The 21,401-nt window shown below is 45.3% G+C and carries 15 protein-coding genes; 13 read left to right on the top strand and 2 right to left on the bottom strand.

Annotated elements, in window-relative coordinates:
* The first annotated feature begins 8 nt into the window (after window positions 1–8).
* The 9 genes from DWW91_RS08210 to dapA all read left to right on the top strand — a co-directional run bounded on the left by DWW91_RS08210 (window position 9) and on the right by dapA (window position 10,344).
* Entirely contained in the window at window positions 9–1,562 is a 1,554-nt protein-coding gene (locus DWW91_RS08210; RefSeq protein WP_007656949.1) for an SLC13 family permease, read from the top strand.
* Window positions 1,563–1,585: 23 nt separating this feature from the next.
* The gene (gene cysC / locus DWW91_RS08215; protein WP_122327436.1) at window positions 1,586–2,194 is read left to right on the top strand and encodes an adenylyl-sulfate kinase; all 609 of its coding nucleotides are present in this window, start codon (window positions 1,586–1,588) and stop codon (window positions 2,192–2,194) included.
* A 173-nt stretch (window positions 2,195–2,367) separates the two neighbouring features.
* Window positions 2,368–3,276, top strand: a complete 909-nt coding sequence (cysD, locus tag DWW91_RS08220) for a sulfate adenylyltransferase subunit CysD (RefSeq protein ID WP_007656947.1) — start codon at window positions 2,368–2,370, stop codon at window positions 3,274–3,276.
* A 35-nt stretch (window positions 3,277–3,311) separates the two neighbouring features.
* Window positions 3,312–4,775: a sulfate adenylyltransferase subunit CysN gene (cysN, locus tag DWW91_RS08225; RefSeq protein ID WP_122327437.1), complete on the top strand. Its 1,464-nt coding sequence runs from the start codon at window positions 3,312–3,314 to the stop codon at window positions 4,773–4,775.
* 3 nt (window positions 4,776–4,778) lie between these two features.
* The gene (locus tag DWW91_RS08230; protein WP_007656945.1) at window positions 4,779–5,882 is read left to right on the top strand and encodes a sulfotransferase; all 1,104 of its coding nucleotides are present in this window, start codon (window positions 4,779–4,781) and stop codon (window positions 5,880–5,882) included.
* Window positions 5,883–5,909: 27 nt separating this feature from the next.
* Entirely contained in the window at window positions 5,910–6,869 is a 960-nt protein-coding gene (locus tag DWW91_RS08235; protein WP_010803035.1) for a PCMD domain-containing protein, read from the top strand.
* A 12-nt stretch (window positions 6,870–6,881) separates the two neighbouring features.
* Complete coding sequence (gene ligA / locus DWW91_RS08240; RefSeq protein ID WP_122327438.1) at window positions 6,882–8,879, top strand: NAD-dependent DNA ligase LigA; 1,998 nt, start codon at window positions 6,882–6,884, stop codon at window positions 8,877–8,879.
* A complete protein-coding gene (locus tag DWW91_RS08245) occupies window positions 8,876–9,397 on the top strand; it encodes a hypothetical protein (RefSeq protein ID WP_007656942.1) in 522 nt (173 codons plus the stop codon). Before ligA ends, DWW91_RS08245 begins: the two co-directional genes overlap by 4 nt.
* A gap of 53 nt (window positions 9,398–9,450) precedes the next feature.
* Window positions 9,451–10,344: a 4-hydroxy-tetrahydrodipicolinate synthase gene (gene dapA / locus DWW91_RS08250; protein WP_007656941.1), complete on the top strand. Its 894-nt coding sequence runs from the start codon at window positions 9,451–9,453 to the stop codon at window positions 10,342–10,344.
* A gap of 559 nt (window positions 10,345–10,903) precedes the next feature.
* On the opposite strand, the gene DWW91_RS08255 is transcribed toward dapA, so the two are convergent.
* Window positions 10,904–12,568: an AMP-binding protein gene (locus DWW91_RS08255; RefSeq protein ID WP_122327527.1), complete on the bottom strand. Its 1,665-nt coding sequence runs from the start codon at window positions 12,566–12,568 to the stop codon at window positions 10,904–10,906.
* Between the two features lie 358 nt (window positions 12,569–12,926).
* Between DWW91_RS08255 and hypD the strand changes: the two genes are divergently transcribed.
* Window positions 12,927–15,287 (top strand): trans-4-hydroxy-L-proline dehydratase, encoded by a 2,361-nt coding sequence (gene hypD, locus DWW91_RS08260; RefSeq protein WP_228100030.1) that lies wholly within the window; start codon window positions 12,927–12,929, stop codon window positions 15,285–15,287.
* Window positions 15,288–15,318: 31 nt separating this feature from the next.
* Entirely contained in the window at window positions 15,319–16,227 is a 909-nt protein-coding gene (locus DWW91_RS08265; RefSeq protein WP_122327439.1) for a glycyl-radical enzyme activating protein, read from the top strand.
* A 15-nt stretch (window positions 16,228–16,242) separates the two neighbouring features.
* On the opposite strand, the gene DWW91_RS08270 is transcribed toward DWW91_RS08265, so the two are convergent.
* Window positions 16,243–17,121 carry an AraC family transcriptional regulator gene (locus tag DWW91_RS08270; RefSeq protein WP_122327440.1) on the bottom strand — a complete coding sequence of 293 codons (879 nt, stop codon included), beginning with the start codon at window positions 17,119–17,121 and terminating at the stop codon, window positions 16,243–16,245.
* A 153-nt stretch (window positions 17,122–17,274) separates the two neighbouring features.
* On the opposite strand from DWW91_RS08270, the gene DWW91_RS08275 reads away from it, so the two are divergent.
* Complete coding sequence (locus DWW91_RS08275) at window positions 17,275–18,297, top strand: efflux RND transporter periplasmic adaptor subunit (protein WP_122327441.1); 1,023 nt, start codon at window positions 17,275–17,277, stop codon at window positions 18,295–18,297.
* Window positions 18,294–21,386 (top strand): efflux RND transporter permease subunit, encoded by a 3,093-nt coding sequence (locus DWW91_RS08280; protein WP_122327442.1) that lies wholly within the window; start codon window positions 18,294–18,296, stop codon window positions 21,384–21,386. The genes DWW91_RS08275 and DWW91_RS08280 overlap by 4 nt, the downstream gene beginning before the upstream one ends.
* Window positions 21,387–21,401 lie beyond the last annotated feature (15 nt).

Below are 21,401 nucleotides of genomic sequence, written 5' to 3' on the forward strand. Positions count from 1 at the left end.
GGAACGCGATGAACTTCGAAATATTATTTGTATTGCTAGCCCTGGCCGGAATGGTTGCGGCATTGATATGGGATAGGATGCGACCGGGAATGGTATTACTGACTGTTGTAGTATTATTCCTGGTCGTAGGAATATTGTCTCCAAAAGAAATGTTGGAGGGATTCAGTAACAAAGGGATGATAACCGTCGGCATGCTCTTTTTGGTGAGTGAAGGAATCCGGCAGAGCGGGGCGCTCGGGCAAGTTATCAAGAAACTGCTTCCGGAAGGAAAAACTACCGTTTTAAAGGCCCAGGTCCGGATGTTGCCTCCTATTGCATTTATTTCTGCCTTTCTTAATAATACTCCGGTAGTTGTTATTTTTGCCCCGATCATCAAACGATGGGCTGAGTCGGTAAAACTTCCGGCTACCAAATTTCTTATACCTCTTTCTTATGTAACCATATTAGGCGGTATTTGTACGCTGATCGGAACCTCCACCAACCTGGTTGTTCATGGTATGGTTATTGAAGCCGGCTACGAGGGGTTCACTATGTTTGAACTCGGAAAAGTCGGCATTTTTATTGCCATAGCCGGTATCCTGTATCTGTTTGTATTCTCCAATAAGTTATTGCCCGATTCCCGTCAGGATAATTATGTGGACGATGGGGAAGAAGAGAGTCCGGGAAACCTGCATCGGGTGGAAGCTGTATTGGGTTCCCGTTTTCCCGGTATCAATAAGACATTGGGAGAGTTTAATTTTGCCCGCCATTACGGTGCTATCGTAAAGGAAGTGAAAAGTGGGGGAGAACGTTTCACTCATGATCTGGATAAGGTTACTTTGCATGAAGGCGATACACTGGTACTTTGGGCCGATGATTCGTTTATTCCGACGTGGGGAGAATCGAGTGTCTTCCTGATGCTTGCCAATGGTAATGAAAATACTGAACCGGTATCGAAAAAGAAACGTTGGCTGGCACTGGGGTTACTTATCTTTATGATTGTAGGGGCTACAGTTGGCGAATTGCCGGCCGTGAAAGAAGCCATTCCGGGGATGCGTCTGGATATGTTCTTTTTCGTTTGCATCACTACTATTATTATGGCTTGGACGAAGATATTTCCTCCGAAGAAATATACCAAATATATATCCTGGGATATTCTGATTACAATCGCTTGTGCGTTTGCTATCAGTAAGGCGATGGAAAATTCCGGTTTTGCAGCCTTGGTAGCCAGCTATATCATTAGTATGGCTGACAATCTTGGGCCGTATGCTCTGCTTGCCATTATTTTTATCATAACAAATATTTTTACCGAACTGATAACGAACAATGCGGCAGCGGCCTTGAGTTTTCCGATAGCATTGTCGGTCGCTACACAGTTGGGAGTAAACCCGACACCATTCTTTGTGGTGATTTGTATGGCGGCGTCAGCCAGTTTCAGTTCTCCGATCGGTTATCAGACGAATCTGATCGTACAAGGTATCGGTAGTTATAAGTTTACGGATTTCGTCCGTGTGGGATTGCCGTTGAACCTGATTACGTTTTTGATTTCCGTGTTCGTGATACCGATGATCTGGGAGTTTTAATATAAAAGGTAATAAGAAATAAAATGAATAATACACAGCCGAATAATATATATCCGATTTTCGACCGTATGTTGGGAAGAGAGGATAAAGAGGTGCTTTTGAAACAACGTAGTGTGATGGTTTGGTTTACCGGGCTGAGTGGTTCCGGTAAAAGTACGATTGCCATTGCTTTGGAGCGTGAGTTGCATAAGCGCGGTCTGTTATGCCGTATTCTGGATGGCGATAATATCCGTAGCGGTATCAATAACAATTTGGGATTTTCTGCGGAAGACCGGGTGGAGAATATCCGTCGTATTGCGGAAGTAAGCAAACTATTTATTGACACCGGTGTTATAACTATAGCGGCTTTTATCAGTCCGAACAATGAGTTAAGGGAGATGGCTTCTACGATTATCGGAAAAGATAATTTCCTGGAAATTTATGTGAATACGCCGATCGAAGAATGTGAGCGGCGTGACGTAAAAGGATTGTATGCAAAAGCCCGCAAGGGAGAGATCAAAGATTTTACAGGCGTTTCGGCCCCATTCGAAGCACCGGAGCATCCGGCTTTGTCATTGGATACCTCGGTGTTGAGCCTCGAAGAGTCGGTAAATAAATTATTGGAATTGATATTGCCTAAAGTGAAAGTATAGAAAGAAATGAGCTATCCCGTTCCCGTGCTTGATACGGGATCGCAAAGGCACAGACCGTATCCTATATGTATCTTTTGATATTGCTGGTTCTTCTGCGGCCCCGTGTCAAGCACGGGGACAAGATAGCTCACATCTGATAAACATTGAAACAATAAATATAACAAATATAAACTATGTCAGATTACAAATTAAGCCATCTACAGGAGCTGGAAGCAGAATCTATCCATATCATACGGGAGGTTGCTGCTGAATTTGAAAATCCTGTGATGCTTTATTCTATCGGTAAAGACTCATCGGTGATGGTCCGGTTGGCAGAAAAAGCCTTTGCTCCGGGAAAAGTGCCGTTTCCTTTGATGCACATTGATTCTAAATGGAAGTTTAAGGAAATGGTTCAGTTCCGTGATGAATATGCAAAAAAGTTCGGATGGAACCTGATCGTTGAATCAAATATGGAAGCATTTCATGCCGGTGTAGGACCTTTTACGCATGGTAGCAAGGTACATACCGACCTGATGAAAACACAGGCGTTGTTGCATGCCCTCGACAAATATAAGTTTGATGCCGCTTTTGGTGGCGCCCGCCGTGACGAGGAAAAGAGTCGTGCCAAAGAACGTATTTATTCGTTCCGCGACAAGTTCCATCAATGGGACCCGAAGAACCAGCGTCCAGAATTATGGGACATTTACAATGCTCGTGTCCATAAAGGTGAAAGTATCCGTGTCTTTCCGTTATCCAACTGGACTGAACTGGATATCTGGCAGTATATCCGCCTGGAGAATATTCCGATCGTTCCTTTATACTATGCCAAGGAACGCCCTATCGTTGAACTCGACGGTAATCTGATTATGGCTGACGACGACCGTTTGCCGGAACAGTATCGCGACCAGATCAAAATGCGTATGGTCCGTTTCCGTACACTCGGATGTTGGCCTTTGACCGGAGCGGTAGACAGCGATGCCGATACAATCGAAAAGATCGTGGAAGAGATGATGACAACCACCAAAAGCGAACGCACCACTCGTGTAATCGACTTTGACCAGGATGCCAGCATGGAACAGAAGAAACGGGAAGGATATTTTTAATTTTCAATTCTCCATTTTCAATTTTGAATTAAATTATGGCAACATTAAATATAAAAGAATTCCTGGACAGGGACGAACAGAAAGATTTGCTTCGTTTCCTGACGGCAGGTTCGGTAGATGACGGTAAATCGACCTTAATCGGACGTCTGCTGTTCGACAGTAAAAAGATATATGAAGACCAGCTGGATGCCCTTGAACGTGACAGTAAACGTATGGGAAATGCCGGCGACCATATCGATTATGCCTTATTGCTTGACGGCTTGAAGGCCGAACGTGAACAAGGTATTACGATCGACGTGGCTTACCGTTACTTCAGTACGAACAACCGTAAGTTTATCATCGCCGATACTCCGGGACACGAACAATATACCCGTAACATGATAACCGGCGGTTCGACTGCCAACCTGGCTATTATCCTGGTGGATGCCCGTACCGGTGTAATTACGCAGACCCGCCGCCACACTTATCTGGTTTCTTTGCTGGGTATCAAACATGTGGTACTGGCTGTGAATAAAATGGACCTGGTTGACTTCGACAAACAAATATTCGATAAGATTGTCGCTGATTATAAGGCGTTCGTGAAATCCTTGAATATTCCGGATATCACTTATATCCCGCTTTCTGCTTTGGATGGTGATAATGTGGTGGATAAGAGCGACCGCACTCCCTGGTATGAAGGACCGTCTCTACTGGATTTCCTGGAAACAGTGCCAATCGACCAGGATCGTAATTTCGAAGATTTCCGTTATCCGGTACAATATGTATTGCGTCCGAACCTGGACTTCCGTGGCTTCTGCGGTAAGGTCTCCAGCGGTATCATCCGTAAAGGAGATACGGTGATGGCTTTGCCTTCACGCAAAACATCGAAAGTGAAAAGTATCGTTACTTACGATGGCGAATTGGATTATGCTTTCCCTCCCCAGTGCGTTACCATTACTCTGGAAGACGAAATCGACGTTTCCCGTGGCGAAATGCTGGTACATCCGGATAATCTGCCGATGGAAGACCGTAACTTCGAATCGATGCTGGTCTGGATGGATGAAGAACCGATGGATATGTCCAAACAGTTCTATATCAAGCATACGACCAACCTGACCCGTGCACGTGTGGACAGTATCCGTTATAAGATGAATGTCAATACAATGGAGCAGTTGTCGGTTGAGAACGGACAGTTGACTGCCGATAGTTTGCCGATGAAACTGAATGAGATCGCCCGTGTTGTGTTTACGACCGGAAAAGAACTGTTCTTTGACCCTTATCAGAAGAATAAACAGACGGGAGCCTTTATCCTGATCGACCCGATTACCAACAACACGTCGGCTGTCGGAATGATTATCGACCGGGTGGATGCCAAAGATATGGTGACAGAGGATGCTCTGGCTGTATTGAACCTGCCGGAACTCGGAATAGGCGAAGAACATTATGAGGCGATTCGTACGGTATGTGAAGAATTAGGACGCCAGGGCGTTCCTGTGAAATGTATAACTGAAAAGAAATAACTTATGGGGTTGCTGGAATTTGATAAATTGCCAATCAATACGCTGGTTGGTGCGGACTGGAAGACGTTTAAGGCTGTGACAGCCGATAAAACGATCGACAAAGGTTTTCGAAACAAGTATTATCTGACAAAATCGGTATGCCGCCTGCTTAGTTTACTGCAACCTTTAGAAGACGCCCGTTATCGTAAAATAGCGGATAAACCGTTGGAGATGGACCCGGTGTTCATACTGGGTCATTGGCGTAGCGGTACGACATTCGTACACAATGTATTTTCGTGCGACAAGCATTTCGGATACAACACCACGTATCAGACGGTATTCCCGAACCTGATGCTTTGGGGACAACCTTTCTTTAAGAAGAATATGTCATTCCTGATGCCCGACAAACGTCCGACCGACAATATGGAGCTGAAGGTCGACCTTCCGCAGGAAGAAGAGTTTGCTTTGGCGAACATGATGCCGTATACTTATTATAATTTTTGGTTTTTCCCGAAACACATGCTGGAATATTGCGACCGGTATCTGTTGTTCGACAATACGACCGAGCACGAATTGAAAGTGTTTAAGGAAACTTTCCTGAAACTTGTCAAGATATCGCTCTGGAATACACACGGCTCACAGTTCCTGAGTAAGAACCCGCCGCATACCGGACGTGTGAAAACATTGTTGGAAATGTTTCCGAATGCCAAATTCATTTATCTGAAGCGTAATCCTTATACCGTATTTGAGAGTACACGCAGTTTCTTTACAAATACGATACAACCGCTTCGTTTGCAAGATATCACTAATGAACAGATTGAAAGCAATCTTATTGAAGTATATCGCCGCTTGTTCTACAAGTTTGAAGAGCAGAAAGGGCTTATTCCTGAAGGGAACCTGGTAGAAGTGAAATTCGAAGATTTCGAACAGGATGCTTTTGCGATGACCGAAGATATTTATCGCAAATTAAACCTGCCGGGATTTGAATCGTCTAAAGCCGAGATAGAGAAATATCTGGGAAAGAAGAAGGGATATAAAAAGAACCAGTACAAATACGACGACCGTACAGTACAGATCGTTGAAGAGAACTGGGGAATGGCTCTCAAGGAGTGGGGATATTCTTTATGATATTCTTTCAACTTTTAAGCAAAGCTTATGAATTATATAAAGAATATATTGTTATTTTTGTTTGCGGGCAGTCAGTTGTCGACTATCGCCGGACAGGAGAAGGTTGTGCCTTTTGCGTTTGGCGATATGGATCAATGGGTTGTCCGTGAAATCCAGGAGTCTGGAATTATAGGTGGAAATAAGAAGCATCTGTATGAGGTGGGACCGACGGATACGATTGTCGGCAATACCGCTTATCACAACCGGGGAGGTTCGCCGTGGGCGAATTCCAATGTGATGGCGAAAGTGGCCGGAGTAGTGAAGACGAATACATCTGTTTTTCCGGAAAGGAGAGGAGATGGCTGGTGTGCCCGCCTGGAAACACGTATGGAAAGTGTAAAGGTTTTTGGCCTGGTCGATATTGAAGTGGTTGCGGCCGGTTCTGTCTTCCTGGGTTCGGTTCATGAACCGATCAAGGGGACAAAGAATCCCCAGGCTATGCTGAACAGCGGTGTTCCTTTTACAAAGAAACCGACGGCAATCCGTTTCGATTATAAGGTAAAGGCAGCACCCGAAAAAGACCGTATCCGCAGTACAGGATTCAGCCGTAAGTCGAAAGTGGCCGGGCAGGATTCTATCGCAGCGATTTTGTTTTTGCAGAAACGCTGGGAAGATAAGGAAGGTAATATATATGCTAAAAGGGTAGGAACGATGGTTCAACGTTATGTCTCATCGACAGATGGTTGGGTGAACGACGCTACTTATCCGATTATGTATGGCAATATATCCGGCCATGCGGATTACAAACCATACATGTGCATACAGGTAGAGGAACGTTATGCAACGAACAGCCAGGGCGAGAGCGTCCCGGTAAAGGAGATCGGCTGGGCAGAGGAAGGAGACGAACCTACACATATGGTTTTACAGTTTACTTCCAGCCATGGAGGCGCCTATATCGGTTCTCCCGGCAATACGTTCTGGATTGATAATGTAAAACTGGTATATTAATTTTCAATTATAATGGTGGAGGCAAAGATAAAAGCACTGCGTGATGAGTTGGAACAGCATAATTATAATTATTATGTACTTTCCACACCGACGATATCAGACCGTGAGTTTGATGAGAAGATGAAAGAATTACAGGCATTGGAGGAAGCTCATCCTGAATTTGCCGATCCGCATTCACCGACGCAGCGGGTGGGAAGCGACTTGTCGAAGGAATTTGAACAGGTAGTCCACCAGTATCCGATGCTTTCTTTGGGAAATACCTATTCCGAAGAAGAAATACGTGATTTCTATGAGCGGACGGAACGTGCTTTGAACGAGCCTTTCGAGATTGTTGCCGAGTTGAAATATGACGGAACTTCCATTTCGTTGATTTATGAGAACGGACGCCTGGTCCGTGCCGTGACCCGTGGCGACGGAACCCGTGGCGATGATGTGACGGCTAATGTAAAGACAATCCGTTCTGTCCCGTTAAAGTTACGGGGGGATAACTATCCGGAAAACTTTGAGATACGGGGTGAAATTCTATTGCCCTGGGCAGAATTCGACCGTCTGAACAAGGAACGTGAAGAGCAGGAAGAACCGCTTTTCGCCAATCCTCGTAATGCTGCTTCAGGCACATTGAAACAACAGAATCCGGCTATCGTGGCTTCACGTAAACTGGATGCTTATTTTTATTATTTACTGGGTGAAGGTCTTCCTGCCGACGCTCATTACGAAAATCTACAGATTGCTCGTACCTGGGGATTTAAAATACCTGATGTCATCCGTAAATGCGACAGCTTGCAGGATATTTTCGACTATATCGCTTATTGGGATGTGGAACGGAAGAACTTGCCGGTGGCTACTGATGGCATCGTATTGAAAGTAAATTCACTGCGCCAGCAGAAGAATCTGGGATTCACCGCCAAGAGTCCCCGTTGGGCAATTGCTTATAAATTTCAGGCAGAGCGGGCGGTAACACGTCTCAACTCAGTCTCTTTTCAGGTAGGACGCACAGGGGCAGTTACTCCGGTTGCCAATCTGGAACCGGTATTGCTGGCTGGGACGACCGTCAAACGTGCCTCTCTGCATAACGCAGATATTATTGAAGGACTGGATTTGCATCTGGGAGATAATGTATATGTAGAAAAAGGCGGAGAGATCATTCCTAAGATCGTTGGTGTCGATGTCGATTCCCGTTCGATGTTGTTGGGTGCGAAAGTTACTTTTATCAAGACTTGCCCTGAATGCGGTACGCCTTTGTATCGTCCGGAAGGGGAGGCGGCCCATTATTGTCCGAATGAAGCCGGTTGTCCGCCGCAGATTAAAGGTCGTATCGAACATTTCGTTACCCGCCGCGCCATGAATATAAATATCGGTCCGGAAACGGTAGAAGATTTGTATGAAGCCGGACTGGTAAAAAACGTTGCCGATCTGTATATATTGGAGATGCCGGACTTGTTGCGTCTGGAACGTTGGGCGGAGAAAAGTGCCCGTAACCTGATGGCGAGCCTTGAAGAATCCAAACAGGTACCGTTTGAACGGGTGTTGTTTGGGTTGGGTATCCGTTATGTCGGCGAGACTGTGGCAAAGCGCCTGGCATCTGCATTCCATTCGATGCAACAATTACAGGAGGCTTCCTTGGAGACATTGACGGAAGTGGATGAGATTGGCGAACGTATTGCCCGTAGTGTCGTAGACTATTTTGCCGACGAAAACAACCGTATCCTGGTAGCCCGCCTGCAAGAATACGGATTGCAAATGACGGTAGCCGAAGAAGTGCTGGCAAACCGTTCCGATAAACTGAAAGGATTGACAATCGTGATTAGCGGTACATTTACCCAACATTCACGTGACGAATATAAAGCCATGATCGAACAGCATGGCGGAAAGAACAGTGGTTCCGTCTCCGGCAAAACAGATTATATCCTTGCCGGGGAAAACATGGGTCCGGCCAAACTTGAAAAAGCAGCAAAGCTGGGAGTGAAGATTATAAATGAAACTGAATTCTTAAACATGTTGGCAGAATGAGACTGACGAACCATTTTATCCGTAAGAAAGTAAAGGCATTGGCTGGGCAGTCCGGAAAGCGTCAGAGTAACTTCTGTACCCTGAAAGATGCCCGCCATATCCTGGTGTTGTTTAATGCCGAAGACCGTGATGTCGTTGAGCCTTGCCTCAAAACATTACGTACGTTGAATAAGAATGTCAATGTTTGCGTCTATGTGTCCGGCGAAACGGTGCCAGAGATGAATCCGTCGTATATGGTTGTCCATGCCAAGACCGATCTGGATATGTGGTATATGCCAACGGATGAAATCCAAAAGAAGTTTTATTCATGCAATGCAGATATACTAATCGACCTTACCCAAGGTAATAATTATGTCATGCAATATTTGTTGTTGAAGCATCCCGGAACCTTAAAAGTCGGAGCAAAAAACGGTGAACTGGATTTATATGACCTCACGATTTCAATGACAGAAAACGCTGATATAAAGCATTTATTCGAACATATCTTATTTTATTTGCAGACAATCAGTTCCAAATGATATAATTTCGTTATTTTTGCAGTGCTAAATAACAAAAAAGGAATATTTTCCCCATGGCAGACATAAATTTAAAAGGAATGGGTGTGGCATTGATCACTCCCTTTAAGGACGACGAAAGTGTGGACTATGATGCGTTGAGCAAACTGGTAGACTACCAGGTGCAGAACGGAACCGATTATTTGGTAGTGTTAGGAACTACTGCGGAAACACCAACCCTCACTGAAGAAGAAAAAAAGAAAATTATCAGCCTCGTTGTAACTAAGGTTAACGGCCGTATTCCTATCGTTTTAGGTGTTGGCGGTAACTGTACCCGCACGATTGTTGAGAAATTAAAGAACGATAATTTTGATGGTATCGACGCTATCCTGTCTGTCGTACCTTATTATAATAAACCTTCCCAGGAAGGAATTTATCAGCATTACAAAGCTATTGCCGGAGCCACCAAACTTCCCATCGTATTATATAATGTACCGGGAAGAACAGGTGTAAATATGACTGCTGCTACAACACTCCGTATTGCACGTGAGTTTAAGAATGTAGTTGCTGTGAAAGAGGCTTCCGGTAATATCACCCAGATGGATGACATCATTAAGAATAAACCGGCGAATTTTAATGTTATTTCCGGTGATGACGGTATCACCTTTCCGTTGATTACATTAGGTGCGATCGGTGTTATTTCTGTTATCGGTAATGCTTTCCCCCGTGAATTCAGCCGGATGGTTCGTTTGGCGTTGGCCGGCGATTACGATCATGCCCGTACTATCCATCATCGTTTCACCGAATTATTCGAATTACTGTTTGTAGACGGTAATCCTGCCGGAGCGAAGAGTATGCTGAATGCAATGGGCTTCATTGAAAACAAACTGCGTCTGCCATTGGTGCCGACACGTATCACGACCTTCGAGAAGATACGTGACGTACTCCGTGAGTTGAGCATTAAATGTTGATGCACCCCGTGCTTGTCACGTCTGAATTTTGAACGATTATTTCCTGAAATAAAAACAATTGTTTTTGAAACTAAATACTTAAGTTATTGTAGTTAAATACTTAAGTATCTGAAATCAAAAACAATTGTTTTTTTCTTTTATATGATTGATTCGAATTTGTAATCATTTACTCCGTCCCCATATTATTTCATACAATTGCTTTCAGCTTTCAGTTATCTATCGATGGTTTATTTTTCAATCTGTCCGGCTGAAGGGATGAATTTGTAAAAAAATGTATACAAAAAATCAGTGTAAAACAACTTCCGGCAAAACATATGACTTTTGTCTTCAAAGCATATATGTTTTGTCATCAAAAGATAGGTCTTAACATTTCGAAATACCTATGCTTTGTCAGCGGATAACTACCCGTCAGTAAACGGATAACTATCGGTGGGCAAACGAATGCCTACTTATCTGAATTTGAATTCAATATAATCACCTTTCAGCCAAGTCCATTCTTTTTCAAGGCGGACATGTGGCTGAAACCTGAAAGGTGAAGTTTGGGAACACCTCCGGAGAATTAATTTTCTTCTGCCGGCTGGTATAAATACCGTTTGATGCTGCGCTTCGGTGTTTTTTCGAACTCTTCTTGATACAATTTGAAGCAGGTTACTTTGCTGTAGCCCGGTATCTCTGTATTGAGCTGGTCGATGTTTTGTTGCATCAGCTTTTCTATTTCGGAATGTTGGATGCCTGCTTTGTCAACCTGTTCCCAATCCGGATAGATCAGGGCAACCAGTTTGCCGCCTTGCGAGATTACCAACGATTCGGAAACATAAAGCATGTTGTTCAGGCGGTCTTCTATTTCTTCCGGATAGATGTTCTGTCCGCTTGGTCCCAGAATCATGGATTTGCTACGTCCGCGGATATAGAGGAAACCGTCGGAATCTATTGTTCCCAGGTCGCCGGTACGCATCCAGCCGTCGGGCATCATGACCGCTTTGGTCGCTTCCGGATTCTTGTAATATCCCAACATGACGTTCATGCCGCGTACCAGGATTTCGCCTACTTCGTTAACCGGGTCGGCAGAGTCGATACGCGCTTCCATCCGGTCGACAATGCGGCCGACAGAACCTTGTCTGAACGTATCCCATTGTTCGTATGCCACCAACGGACCGCATTCCGTCATTCCGTAGCCAACAGTATACCGGAACTTGATGGAGCGGAGAAATTCTTCCACCTCTTTGTTCAGGGCGGCGCCACCGATTACCACTTCGCCGAATTTACCTCCGAAAGAATCATTCAATTTCTTTGCAATGGTGTCGAGCACTTTCTGGTCGAGGTAGGGGACTTTCAGCAGTAATTTGATGAGCGGCTTTTCCAGTTCCGGGAATATCTTGTTCTTGACGATTTTCTCGATGATAAGAGGTACGGCGAGTATCAATGCCGGTTTCACACGGGCAAATGCTTCGGCGATAATCTTCGGGCTCGGTGTGCGGGTAAGGAAATGCACATGGCATCCTTTGTTCACACAATTCAGAATCTCGAAAGCCAGGCCATACATATGTGCCATCGGCAACATGCAGACCACACTGTCTCCCGGATGGATAAACGGCAGGTTGTCGTAAGCAAACTGCGTATTGCTCCATAAGCTGCGGAAAGGAATCATAACCCCTTTAGAGAAGCTGGTCGTCCCCGAAGTATAGTTCAATACAGCCAGTTCTTCCGGTTGTTCGACATGATATTTAACATCGGCAGCCGTGAAGGAGCGGGGATATTTCTTTCCGAAATACTCGTTAATCCTGTCGCGCACTACCCGTACTTCCTTATTCTTGCTCTTGATGATGGAGAAATTGTCCAGCATCATGAACAGTTTGACATCGGGCATCATCTGCTCGTTCATATTCTCCCAGTTGTTGGCTCCGGCCAGTACGGCCTTTGCCCCTGAATGGTTTACAATATGATGGATATTGTCCGGCTTGAACTCGTGGAGGATGGGGACGGCAACCGCACCATACGCCAGTATGCCGAAAAAGCAGATGGCCCAGTTAGACGAATTTCGTCCGACCAGCGCGACTTTGTCTCCTTTCTTTATTCCTGCATGTTCGAGTATTATATGAAATTTTTCGATACGCCGGGCCACATCTTTATAATGGTACGTGTGTCCATTATAATCTGAGAAAGCAGGCAGGTCCCAATGTTCCTTGATGCTGTTCTCTATAAGTCCTAAAAAACGATTTTCCATGAAGATATATTTATATGAATAACCATGAAAACAAAACGAATGTTGCAAATATAGTAAAAAATACAGACGCTATTATTTTGTTTATTCATGAAAAGTATTTATGTTTGCGGTATTCGTATAAATCTTTGTATATTATATGATTATAAAAGGTTACAGAAAACTCTTCAATTGTTTGATGTTCTATCTTTAAACAATACATTCTTTCCCGGACAGAACCGTCTGTGGCACGGTTTACTATTTTCTTATTCTTAGTTATTTCTTAAAAAATACTGTGTTCAATATGAGTACGACAACAGCTCAGCGTGCACCCCGCAGTGCATCCAATTTTGCTCCGGCGGCGGAAGCAAATGGGTATGGTATGAACGACCGTATCAAACGGTTACGCCAGCTTTCTTTTGAGGCTGAACCTTCCCTGTCTATCGAACGGGCGCTTATCGAAACCCGTTTCTACAAGGAGAATTACGGGAAATATCCTGTTCCGATCCTGAGAGCATTGAACTTTCTTGAGATATGCCGGCAAAAGACCATCTATATAGGTAAAGACGAACTGATTGTGGGTGAACGTGGTCCGGCACCGAAAGCTGTTCCTACTTTTCCCGAGCTGACCTGCCATAGTGTGGAAGACCTGCATGTGCTGAATACCCGTGAATTGCAACGTTATACCATCAGCCAGGAAGATATAAATACTTATGAACGCGAAGTAATCCCATACTGGAAAGGCCGTACTCAGCGTGAACGTATTTTCAGCCATGTCCCGAAAGAATGGAAAGAGGCTTATGAAGTCGGTATGTTTACCGAATTTATGGAACAGCGTGCTCCGGGACATACGGCTCTTGACGGAAAAGTCTACCGCTACGGTTTGCTGGACCTGAAAGAACGGATTGCCGGCGAACTGGCAAATCTCGATTTTATGAATGACCCTGAAGCGACGGATAAACAGGAGGAACTTACCGCCATGTCTATCTCCTGCGATGCCGCCATTCTCTTTGCCGAACGTCATGCCGACTTGGCGGACGAAATGTCGATGGCGGAGAAAGACCCGGTGCGGGCTGCCGAACTTCGTAAGATAGCTGAAGTTTGCCGTTGGGTTCCGGCCCATGCTCCCCGTACGTATTGGGAAGCTATCCAGATGTATTGGTTTGTCCATCTGGGAACTATTACCGAACTGAACGGCTGGGATGCCATGAACCCGGGACATTTCGACCAGCATCTGGCTCCTTTCTATGAAAAGGAAATAGCTGCGGGAACCCTTACCCGTGATGAAGCCAAAGAATTGATGTCCTGCTTCTTTATCAAGGTAAATAACCATACGGCACCGCCGAAGGTCGGTATTACCGCCAAGGAAAGCGGAACCTATAACGACTTTACCAACCTGAATATCGGAGGAGTGAAAGCCGACGGCAGTGACGGGGTAAGCGAAGTTTCTTATATCATGCTTGAAACGATTGAGGAACTGCATATCCTGCAACCGGGAAGTGCTATTCATATCGGTGCCCGTACGCCGGAACGGTTCCTGCGGGCCGGATGCAAGGTGATTCGCCAGGGACACGGTTATCCGTCGGTATTCAATCCGGACGTGTATATCCAGGAACTGATGCGACAGGGGAAATCCCTGCATGATGCCCGGGAAGGAGGTTGCAGCGGTTGTATCGAGGTGGGTGCTTTCGGGAAGGAGGCTTATGTGCTGACCGGCTATCTGAATGTCCCGAAGATACTGGAAGTAACCCTTCACAATGGTGTCGACCCGGTGTCCGGCCGTAAAGTAGGACTGGAGACCGGTAATCCGTGTGACTTTGCCGGTTACGATGATTTATACGCCGCCTTTATGAAACAAGTGCATTATTTTGTGGATATGAAGGTGCGTGTAAGCAATTATATCGACCGGATGTTTGCCAAATATGCACCGGCCACATTCCTTTCCCTGTTTATCGACGATTGTATTGCCAAAGGACGCGATTATTACAACTGCGGACCGCGTTATAACACCACTTATATACAATGTACGGGGCTGGGTACAATAACCGACAGCCTCTCCTCCTTGAAGAAACATGTCTTTGAAGACAAACGCTTTTCGATGGATGAAATGCTGAAAGCAATGGCTGACAATTTTGCCGGAGCGGAAGTTATGCGTCAGACAATCCTGAACCGTACGCCTTTCTTTGGTAATGATGACGAATATGCCGATGCTATTGCCGTCAAAGTATTCGATGATTTGTATGATGCTATTGAAGGCAAACCGAATACGAAAGGGGAGTGTTTTCACCTGAATATGCTGTCGACTACCTGTCATGTTTATTTCGGTAAGGTGATGGGAGCTACCCCGAACGGCCGTCTGGCAGAAAAGGCTATCTCCGACGGGACTTCTCCTTCACATGGTGCCGATACGCACGGACCGTCTGCCGTTATCAAGTCATTGGGCAAACTGGACCAGGTGAAGAGTGGCGGAACATTGCTGAACCAGCGTTTCCTTCCGAGCCTGTTGAAGCGGGAGGAAGATATATCGAAACTGGCTTCCCTGATTCGTAGTTATTTCGCTTTGGGCGGACATCATATCCAGTTTAATATTGTGGATACGGAAACGTTGTATGCCGCCCAGAAATGTCCGGAAGATTACCGCGACTTGTTAGTTCGTGTAGCCGGTTACAGTGATTATTTCAATGATATGAATGCTGACTTGCAGGCAGATGTGATTGCCCGTACGGAGCAGGAAAGCTTTTAGTAATTGAAAATTAAGAATTGAGAATTAGTTGATGGGGTTAATATTCGATATTAAGCGGTATGCTATCAATGACGGGCCGGGCATCCGGACGACTGTCTTTATGAAAGGGTGCCCGTTGTCGTGTGTTTGGTGTCATAATCCGGAGGGGGTATCCAGCCGGAAACAGAAACTCTATACAAAGAAGAAATGTATAGGATGCCGGACGTGTGTGGAGAATTGTCCGCAAAAGGCACTGGCTTTGACACCCGAAGGGATTGTTACCGACAATGCTCTCTGTCATTTGTGCGGCAAATGTGCGGAGGTCTGTCCGGCTCTGGCAATGGAGATATCCGGAACCGAATATTCCGTAGATTACCTGATGAAGGAGATTGAAAAGGAAACGGTATTCATGGACCGGTCGGAGGGAGGCGTAACCTTTTGCGGAGGGGAGCCGTTGTTGCATCCGGATATGTTGCTGGAATTACTTCATCGTTGTGGTGACCTGGGTATCCATCGTGCCGTCGATACGACATTGTTTGCCGGAGAGGAGATTGTCAGGGAGGTGATGCAACATTCCGAGCTTTTTCTGGTAGACCTGAAGCATATGGATACAGTTAAACATAAACTTTACTGCGGAGTGTCTAATGAATTAATATTGTCTAACTTACGTATGGTGGCGGAAGCCGGTCATGCGTTTCATATCCGTATCCCTTTGATAGAAGGTGTGAATGCGGATGAAGAAAATATAACCCGTTCGGCCGCATTCCTTTCTTCCTTACCCTGGCAGCATCGGACGGTGAATCTGCTCCTTTATCATGATATTGGTAAGAACAAACATGAAAAGCTGGGGACGGTATATAACCCGGCCCATTATCCGATGGCGACGCCGTCGGAAGAAACGGCGGAGCGTTGTAAGGCTATTTTCAGTATGTATAATATAAATGTAATAATCGGGGGATAAAGGCAATATTATCCCCTATCGTTTTCTGTATTCTTTGGGAGATATTCCTGTGTGATGCTTAAAATACTTTCCGAAGAAAGATTGGTTGGCAAAGTTTAAACTATCGGCTATTTCCTGTATGCTCATCTGGCTTGACTTCAATAACGTTTTTGCTTCCAGAATCACATATTCGTCAATCCAGTTTCCGGCAGGCTGTCCGCTGACTTCTTTGGATATGAGTGAAAGATATTTGGCTGTGACACAAAGTTTGTCGGCATAAAAGGCAACACTCCTTTCCTGCTTGTAGTTTTCCAGTACCGTTTGCATAAACAATCCGAACAGCTCTTCTTTGCGAGACCTTTTACCTTCATTAGCCGGTTGGTGTTTGCGGAAGATATTACAGACGTCGTAGAATAATGACAGTAACAGGCTTTGAATAACTTCTTTCCGGTATACATGCTCTTTCATCTTAACCCTTTTCCATAACATGGGATGATATTCGGAAAGATAATCCAACTCTTCCTCAGTCAGGGTAGTGCATGGATGGTCCCTGACGTAGAAGAAAGCTGATAAAAGATTCTTCATTCCCGGGATCGTATCGTCGATGAACTGTTTGGATACTCCCAGGAAAATACCGGCAAAGTCATCACTGCGTTCATAATGCTGCACTATCTGGTCCGGCAGAAGAACTACCAGATTATTAGGAACGATTGTATATTCTTTCAGATTGATGCTGATTCGTACGGAACCTTTCTGGCAAATGGCAAAAACGGCGGTATCTGCAATACGGCTGGGATAATCGAATAGCGGAATTTCATTCAAATCGTCGAAAATAACGAAATCGTCATCAAAGAAGTCTATTTTGGATGAATGTTCGACCTTCGAGATGTCTATTATAGGAACTGTTTGGTTCATCTTTTCTTTATTTATATGCAAATATAGGAAAAGAATGCATACGAATGCGAAAAACAGAACAATTCTACGGCTCAACTGACCTTTTATAAAATAAGGATTCTCATCACTTTTGCATCGTTTATTTCTCTTTAAAATACTAATAAATAGATAGGTATGAAGATTGTAGAATGTGCGGGCATCTCTTTGCTTATAATTCTGTTGATGAGCTGTTCCGGCCAAAAGGACAAGCCGACGGAAGAGAGGGTAATACCGGTGAAAGTGGTTGAAATAACGGGCAGCAGCCTTGTTGATGGTCAAAATTATGTTGGAACGGTAGAGGAAATGTCAGCCTCTTCCCTGAGTTTTCAGGTTATGGGGAATGTGCAGGAAATTCTTGTCCGTGAAGGGCAGAAAGTTCATAAAGGGCAGCTTCTGGCTTTGCTGAATCGTGCGACTCTTCAGGATACGTATGACGCATCCCGCGCTTCCCTGGTGCAGGCGCAGGATGCTTATGACCGTATGAAAACATTGTATGAAAACAAAAGTCTCCCGGAAATCAAATGGGTGGAAGTACAGAGTAAGTTGCAACAGGCACAGTCGATGGAAAGCATCGCCCGGAAGAATCTGGAAGATGCCAGCCTGTATGCTCCTTTTGACGGTGTAATCGGGAAAAGAAATGTGGAGGCAGGCGAGAATGTGCAGCCCGGTAAACCGGTTTTCACCTTATTGGATGTAGGGACGGTGAATATTAAGATTGCCGTACCGGAAAAAGAAATACCGTTCATCGACCACCGGAAAGCGGCTATAACCGTTGCTGCTTTGGGAGGCCGGCTGTTTGAAGGCATGGTTACAGAGAAAGGCATTACCGCTAATCCGGTATCCCATACCTATGAAGCCAGGATAAAGCTGGATAATAGGGATGGAGCGTTATTGCCGGGGATGGTTTGCCGGGTGAGAGTGGAAGATAAGGATAAGGTTACTACTATCTCGTTGCCTAATAATGTGATACAATTATCGCACACCGGTGAACGGTATGTCTGGTGCCTGCGTGACGGAAAGGCCAAAGCGGTAACGGTTCGTATCGGAGAGTTGACCGACAATGGCGTACAGATAACGGACGGACTGAGCGAAGGTGACCTTGTCATAACAGACGGTTATCAGAAGGTGAGTGAGGATATGAAAGTGAAAGCCTTATGAAAAGACAGCAGGGAATTATAGAATGGGCCATGCATTATTACCAGATCACCTTATTGGTGCTGACCGTCTTGGTCGGTCTGGGAATTTATGGCTTGGTAAATATGCCGAAACAGGAGTTTCCGGAATTTACCATCCGCCAGGGTGTTGTCGTGGGTGTTTATCCCGGAGCGACTTCTGCCGAGGTGGAGGAACAACTGGCAAAGCCTTTGGAACGCTATCTTTATACTTTTAAGGAGATAAAGAAGAAGAAAACATATTCCATGTCGCGTGACGGAATGGTGTATATCATGGTGGAACTGAACGATGAAGTGAACAATAAGGACGAAGTCTGGTCGAAGATTAAGCTGGGTTTGCAGAACTTCAAATCGCAATTGCCTTCGGGTGTCCTGGCTGTCATTGCGAACGACGACTTCGGTGATACCTCCGCTTTGTTGATTACGCTTGAATCGGAAGATAAAACATATCGTGAACTGGAGGATTATCTGGAATCACTGGAAGACCGCCTCCGTCGTATTGAGTCTGTTTCAAATCTGCGCCGTTACGGCATACAAAAGGAACAAATCAGTGTCTATCTCGACAGGGATAAGCTGACGGCTTACAAGCTGGATACCCGAATGTTGATGACAACGCTTTTCACACAAGGATTTACCACATCGGGAGGCTCGTTGAAAAGTGAAGATCTCGATATTCCAATCCATTTCTCTAACACCTATGCTTCTGAAAAAGAGATAGCCGACCAGATTATCCTGGCGGATGGTGACGGGAATATAATCCGTCTGAAAGACATAGCACGTATTGTCCGTGAATATCCCGAGCCTGACAGTTATATAATGAATAACGGAAAGAAGGCTATCATCCTTTCCATGGAGATGCGGGAAGGCAATAATATTGTACAGTACGGAAAGGAAGTGGATAAGGTGCTGGCAGCTTTCCAGGAAGAGCTTCCGGAAAGCGTGTCCATTCAGCGGATTGCGGACCAGCCCAAGGTGGTGGATGATTCGGTGAGTTCGTTTGTGCGTGACCTGTTTGTCTCCATCGTGGTCGTTATCCTGGTGATGATGCTGCTTTTTCCTTTCAAATCGGCTATTGTTGCGGCTACTTCCATTCCGATTAGTATTTTTATATCTATCGGGATTATGTATGCTGTCGGCATCCCGTTGAATACGGTTACATTGGCTGCTTTAATTGTTGTGCTGGGGATGATTGTGGATAACTCCATCATTGTTATAGATGCTTATCTGGAACGGCTGGATAACGGAATGTCCCGCTGGCATGCCGCAGTATCGAGTGCCAAGAACTATTTCTCTTCCATCTTTCTGGCAACGCTCAGCCTTTGCATTATCTTCTATCCGTTGCTATTTACGATGACGGGGCAGATGCTGGACTTTCTGAACTGGTTCCCCTGGACGATAACGATTTCATTGATGACCTCGCTGGCTATCGCCATGATATTTATTCCCATGCTGGAACACACCCTTATCAAAAAGGGATTGAAAAACGGGCAGAAGACGGACGGAAAGAAACGTTTCAACTTGTTGGATACGGTACAGGCTGTCTATGAAAAGGTACTTGAATGGACTTTTCGCTATCCCAAGACAACGTTGTTTATCGGGGTATTATCCGTGTTGCTGGCTGTGGTGATTATGATGCGTATCCCGCAACGAATGATGCCGGAAGCAGACCGTGACCAGTTTGCTATAGAGATTTATTTGCCGCAAGGTTCGTCATTGGATAAAACGGCAGCCGTTTGCGACAGCGTATATGCTTTATTGAAAGATGACGAACGGGTTTTGTCGGCTACCGCATTTGTGGGAATGGCTTCCCCGCGTTTCCAGGCAACTTATGCTCCGAATATGGGTGGGAAGAATTATGCGCAGTTTATTGTAAATACAACATCCGTAGAGGCAACGGCCAACCTGCTGGATGAATATGCCAATGCTTATGCCGATTATTATCCGGATGCTTTCATCAAGTTCAAGCAGTTGGATTATCAGACTGTGAGTTTCCCGATAGAAGTTCGCTTTATGGGAGATGATATAACAGCCTTGAAGCAGGTGGCCGATACATTGATGACATCGTTGCAGGATATGGATGGCCTGGTTTGGGTTCATACGAATTTTGAGGAGATGCTGCCCGAAGTTCGTGTAACGCTTGACCCTGTGGAGTCGTCCCGTCTGGGAATTTCGAAAGCGATGGCGGCGGCCGATATGGCTATCCGTTATAACGGTATGTCGGTCGGCTCTGTCTGGGAAGGCGATTATCCGTTGGCTATCTGCCTGAAATCGGATAAGGGAGAGGATGCATACGATTCGTTTGATGGGATAGGGGATGCTTATTTGCCGACGGCTGTTCCGGGTGTCAGTGTTCCGCTTCGCCAGGTGTCTGAGATACAGGGAGGATGGAATGAAGGGCAGATTGTTCGCCGTAACGGAGTGCGTACGTTGAGTGTGATTACTCAGGTTAAGCGTGGTTTTAATGAGACGAATATGCAGAAGAAGGTAGAAAAGGTAATGAACAACCGGGTGATACCCAATCTTCCGGAGGGCGTATCTTTTGAATACGGAGGTGTAAAAGAGTCTGACGAGGAAATTATCACTCCGATAATAGAGGGGCTTTCGATTGCCGTCATTATTGTCTTCCTGTTCTTGCTGATAAACTATAAGAAAATCGGATTGGCTGTTGCTGCCCTTACTTCTATTTTACTGTGCCTGTTCGGTGCTGCTCTCGGTCTTTGGGTGTCCGGGATGGAGTTCAGTATCACTTGTGTGTTGGGTATAATCAGTTTGATAGGTATTGTGGTACGTAATGCGATTATGATATTCGACCATGCACAGGATTTACGTATCAATCATCACATCTCTGTCAAAGAGGCTGCCATGGATGCCGGTAAACGTCGTATGTTACCGATTTTCCTGACGTCGGCAACAACTGCGGTGGGGGTTGTCCCGATGATTATCAGTAACAGTGCCTTATGGACGCCGATGGGAGTCGTGATTTGTTCGGGAACAGTATTTGCCATGATATTGGCCGTTATTGTTATTCCGGTATTTTACTGGATAATATTCGGAGGGAATAAAAAAGTCGTATAACTATTAAGAGTAAAG

Source organism: Parabacteroides sp. AF17-3 (assembly GCF_003635445.1).
In the GTDB taxonomy this organism is placed as follows: Bacteria; Bacteroidota; Bacteroidia; order Bacteroidales; family Tannerellaceae; genus Parabacteroides; species Parabacteroides goldsteinii.

What these genes read in the sequence shown, in the direction of transcription:
- DWW91_RS08230 (WP_007656945.1), top strand. Translation starts at nt 4,779, where the DNA reads ATGGGGTTGCTGGAATTTGATAAATTGCCAATCAATACGCTGGTTGGT.
- hypD (WP_228100030.1), top strand. Translation starts at nt 12,927, where the DNA reads ATGAACGACCGTATCAAACGGTTACGCCAGCTTTCTTTTGAGGCTGAA.
- DWW91_RS08235 (WP_010803035.1), top strand. Translation starts at nt 5,910, where the DNA reads ATGAATTATATAAAGAATATATTGTTATTTTTGTTTGCGGGCAGTCAG.
- DWW91_RS08280 (WP_122327442.1), top strand. Translation starts at nt 18,294, where the DNA reads ATGAAAAGACAGCAGGGAATTATAGAATGGGCCATGCATTATTACCAG.
- DWW91_RS08210 (WP_007656949.1), top strand. Translation starts at nt 9, where the DNA reads ATGAACTTCGAAATATTATTTGTATTGCTAGCCCTGGCCGGAATGGTT.
- DWW91_RS08275 (WP_122327441.1), top strand. Translation starts at nt 17,275, where the DNA reads ATGAAGATTGTAGAATGTGCGGGCATCTCTTTGCTTATAATTCTGTTG.
- DWW91_RS08255 (WP_122327527.1), bottom strand. Translation starts at nt 12,568, where the DNA reads ATGGAAAATCGTTTTTTAGGACTTATAGAGAACAGCATCAAGGAACAT.
- cysC (WP_122327436.1), top strand. Translation starts at nt 1,586, where the DNA reads ATGAATAATACACAGCCGAATAATATATATCCGATTTTCGACCGTATG.
- DWW91_RS08270 (WP_122327440.1), bottom strand. Translation starts at nt 17,121, where the DNA reads ATGAACCAAACAGTTCCTATAATAGACATCTCGAAGGTCGAACATTCA.
- DWW91_RS08265 (WP_122327439.1), top strand. Translation starts at nt 15,319, where the DNA reads ATGGGGTTAATATTCGATATTAAGCGGTATGCTATCAATGACGGGCCG.
- ligA (WP_122327438.1), top strand. Translation starts at nt 6,882, where the DNA reads ATGGTGGAGGCAAAGATAAAAGCACTGCGTGATGAGTTGGAACAGCAT.
- dapA (WP_007656941.1), top strand. Translation starts at nt 9,451, where the DNA reads ATGGCAGACATAAATTTAAAAGGAATGGGTGTGGCATTGATCACTCCC.
- cysD (WP_007656947.1), top strand. Translation starts at nt 2,368, where the DNA reads ATGTCAGATTACAAATTAAGCCATCTACAGGAGCTGGAAGCAGAATCT.
- cysN (WP_122327437.1), top strand. Translation starts at nt 3,312, where the DNA reads ATGGCAACATTAAATATAAAAGAATTCCTGGACAGGGACGAACAGAAA.
- DWW91_RS08245 (WP_007656942.1), top strand. Translation starts at nt 8,876, where the DNA reads ATGAGACTGACGAACCATTTTATCCGTAAGAAAGTAAAGGCATTGGCT.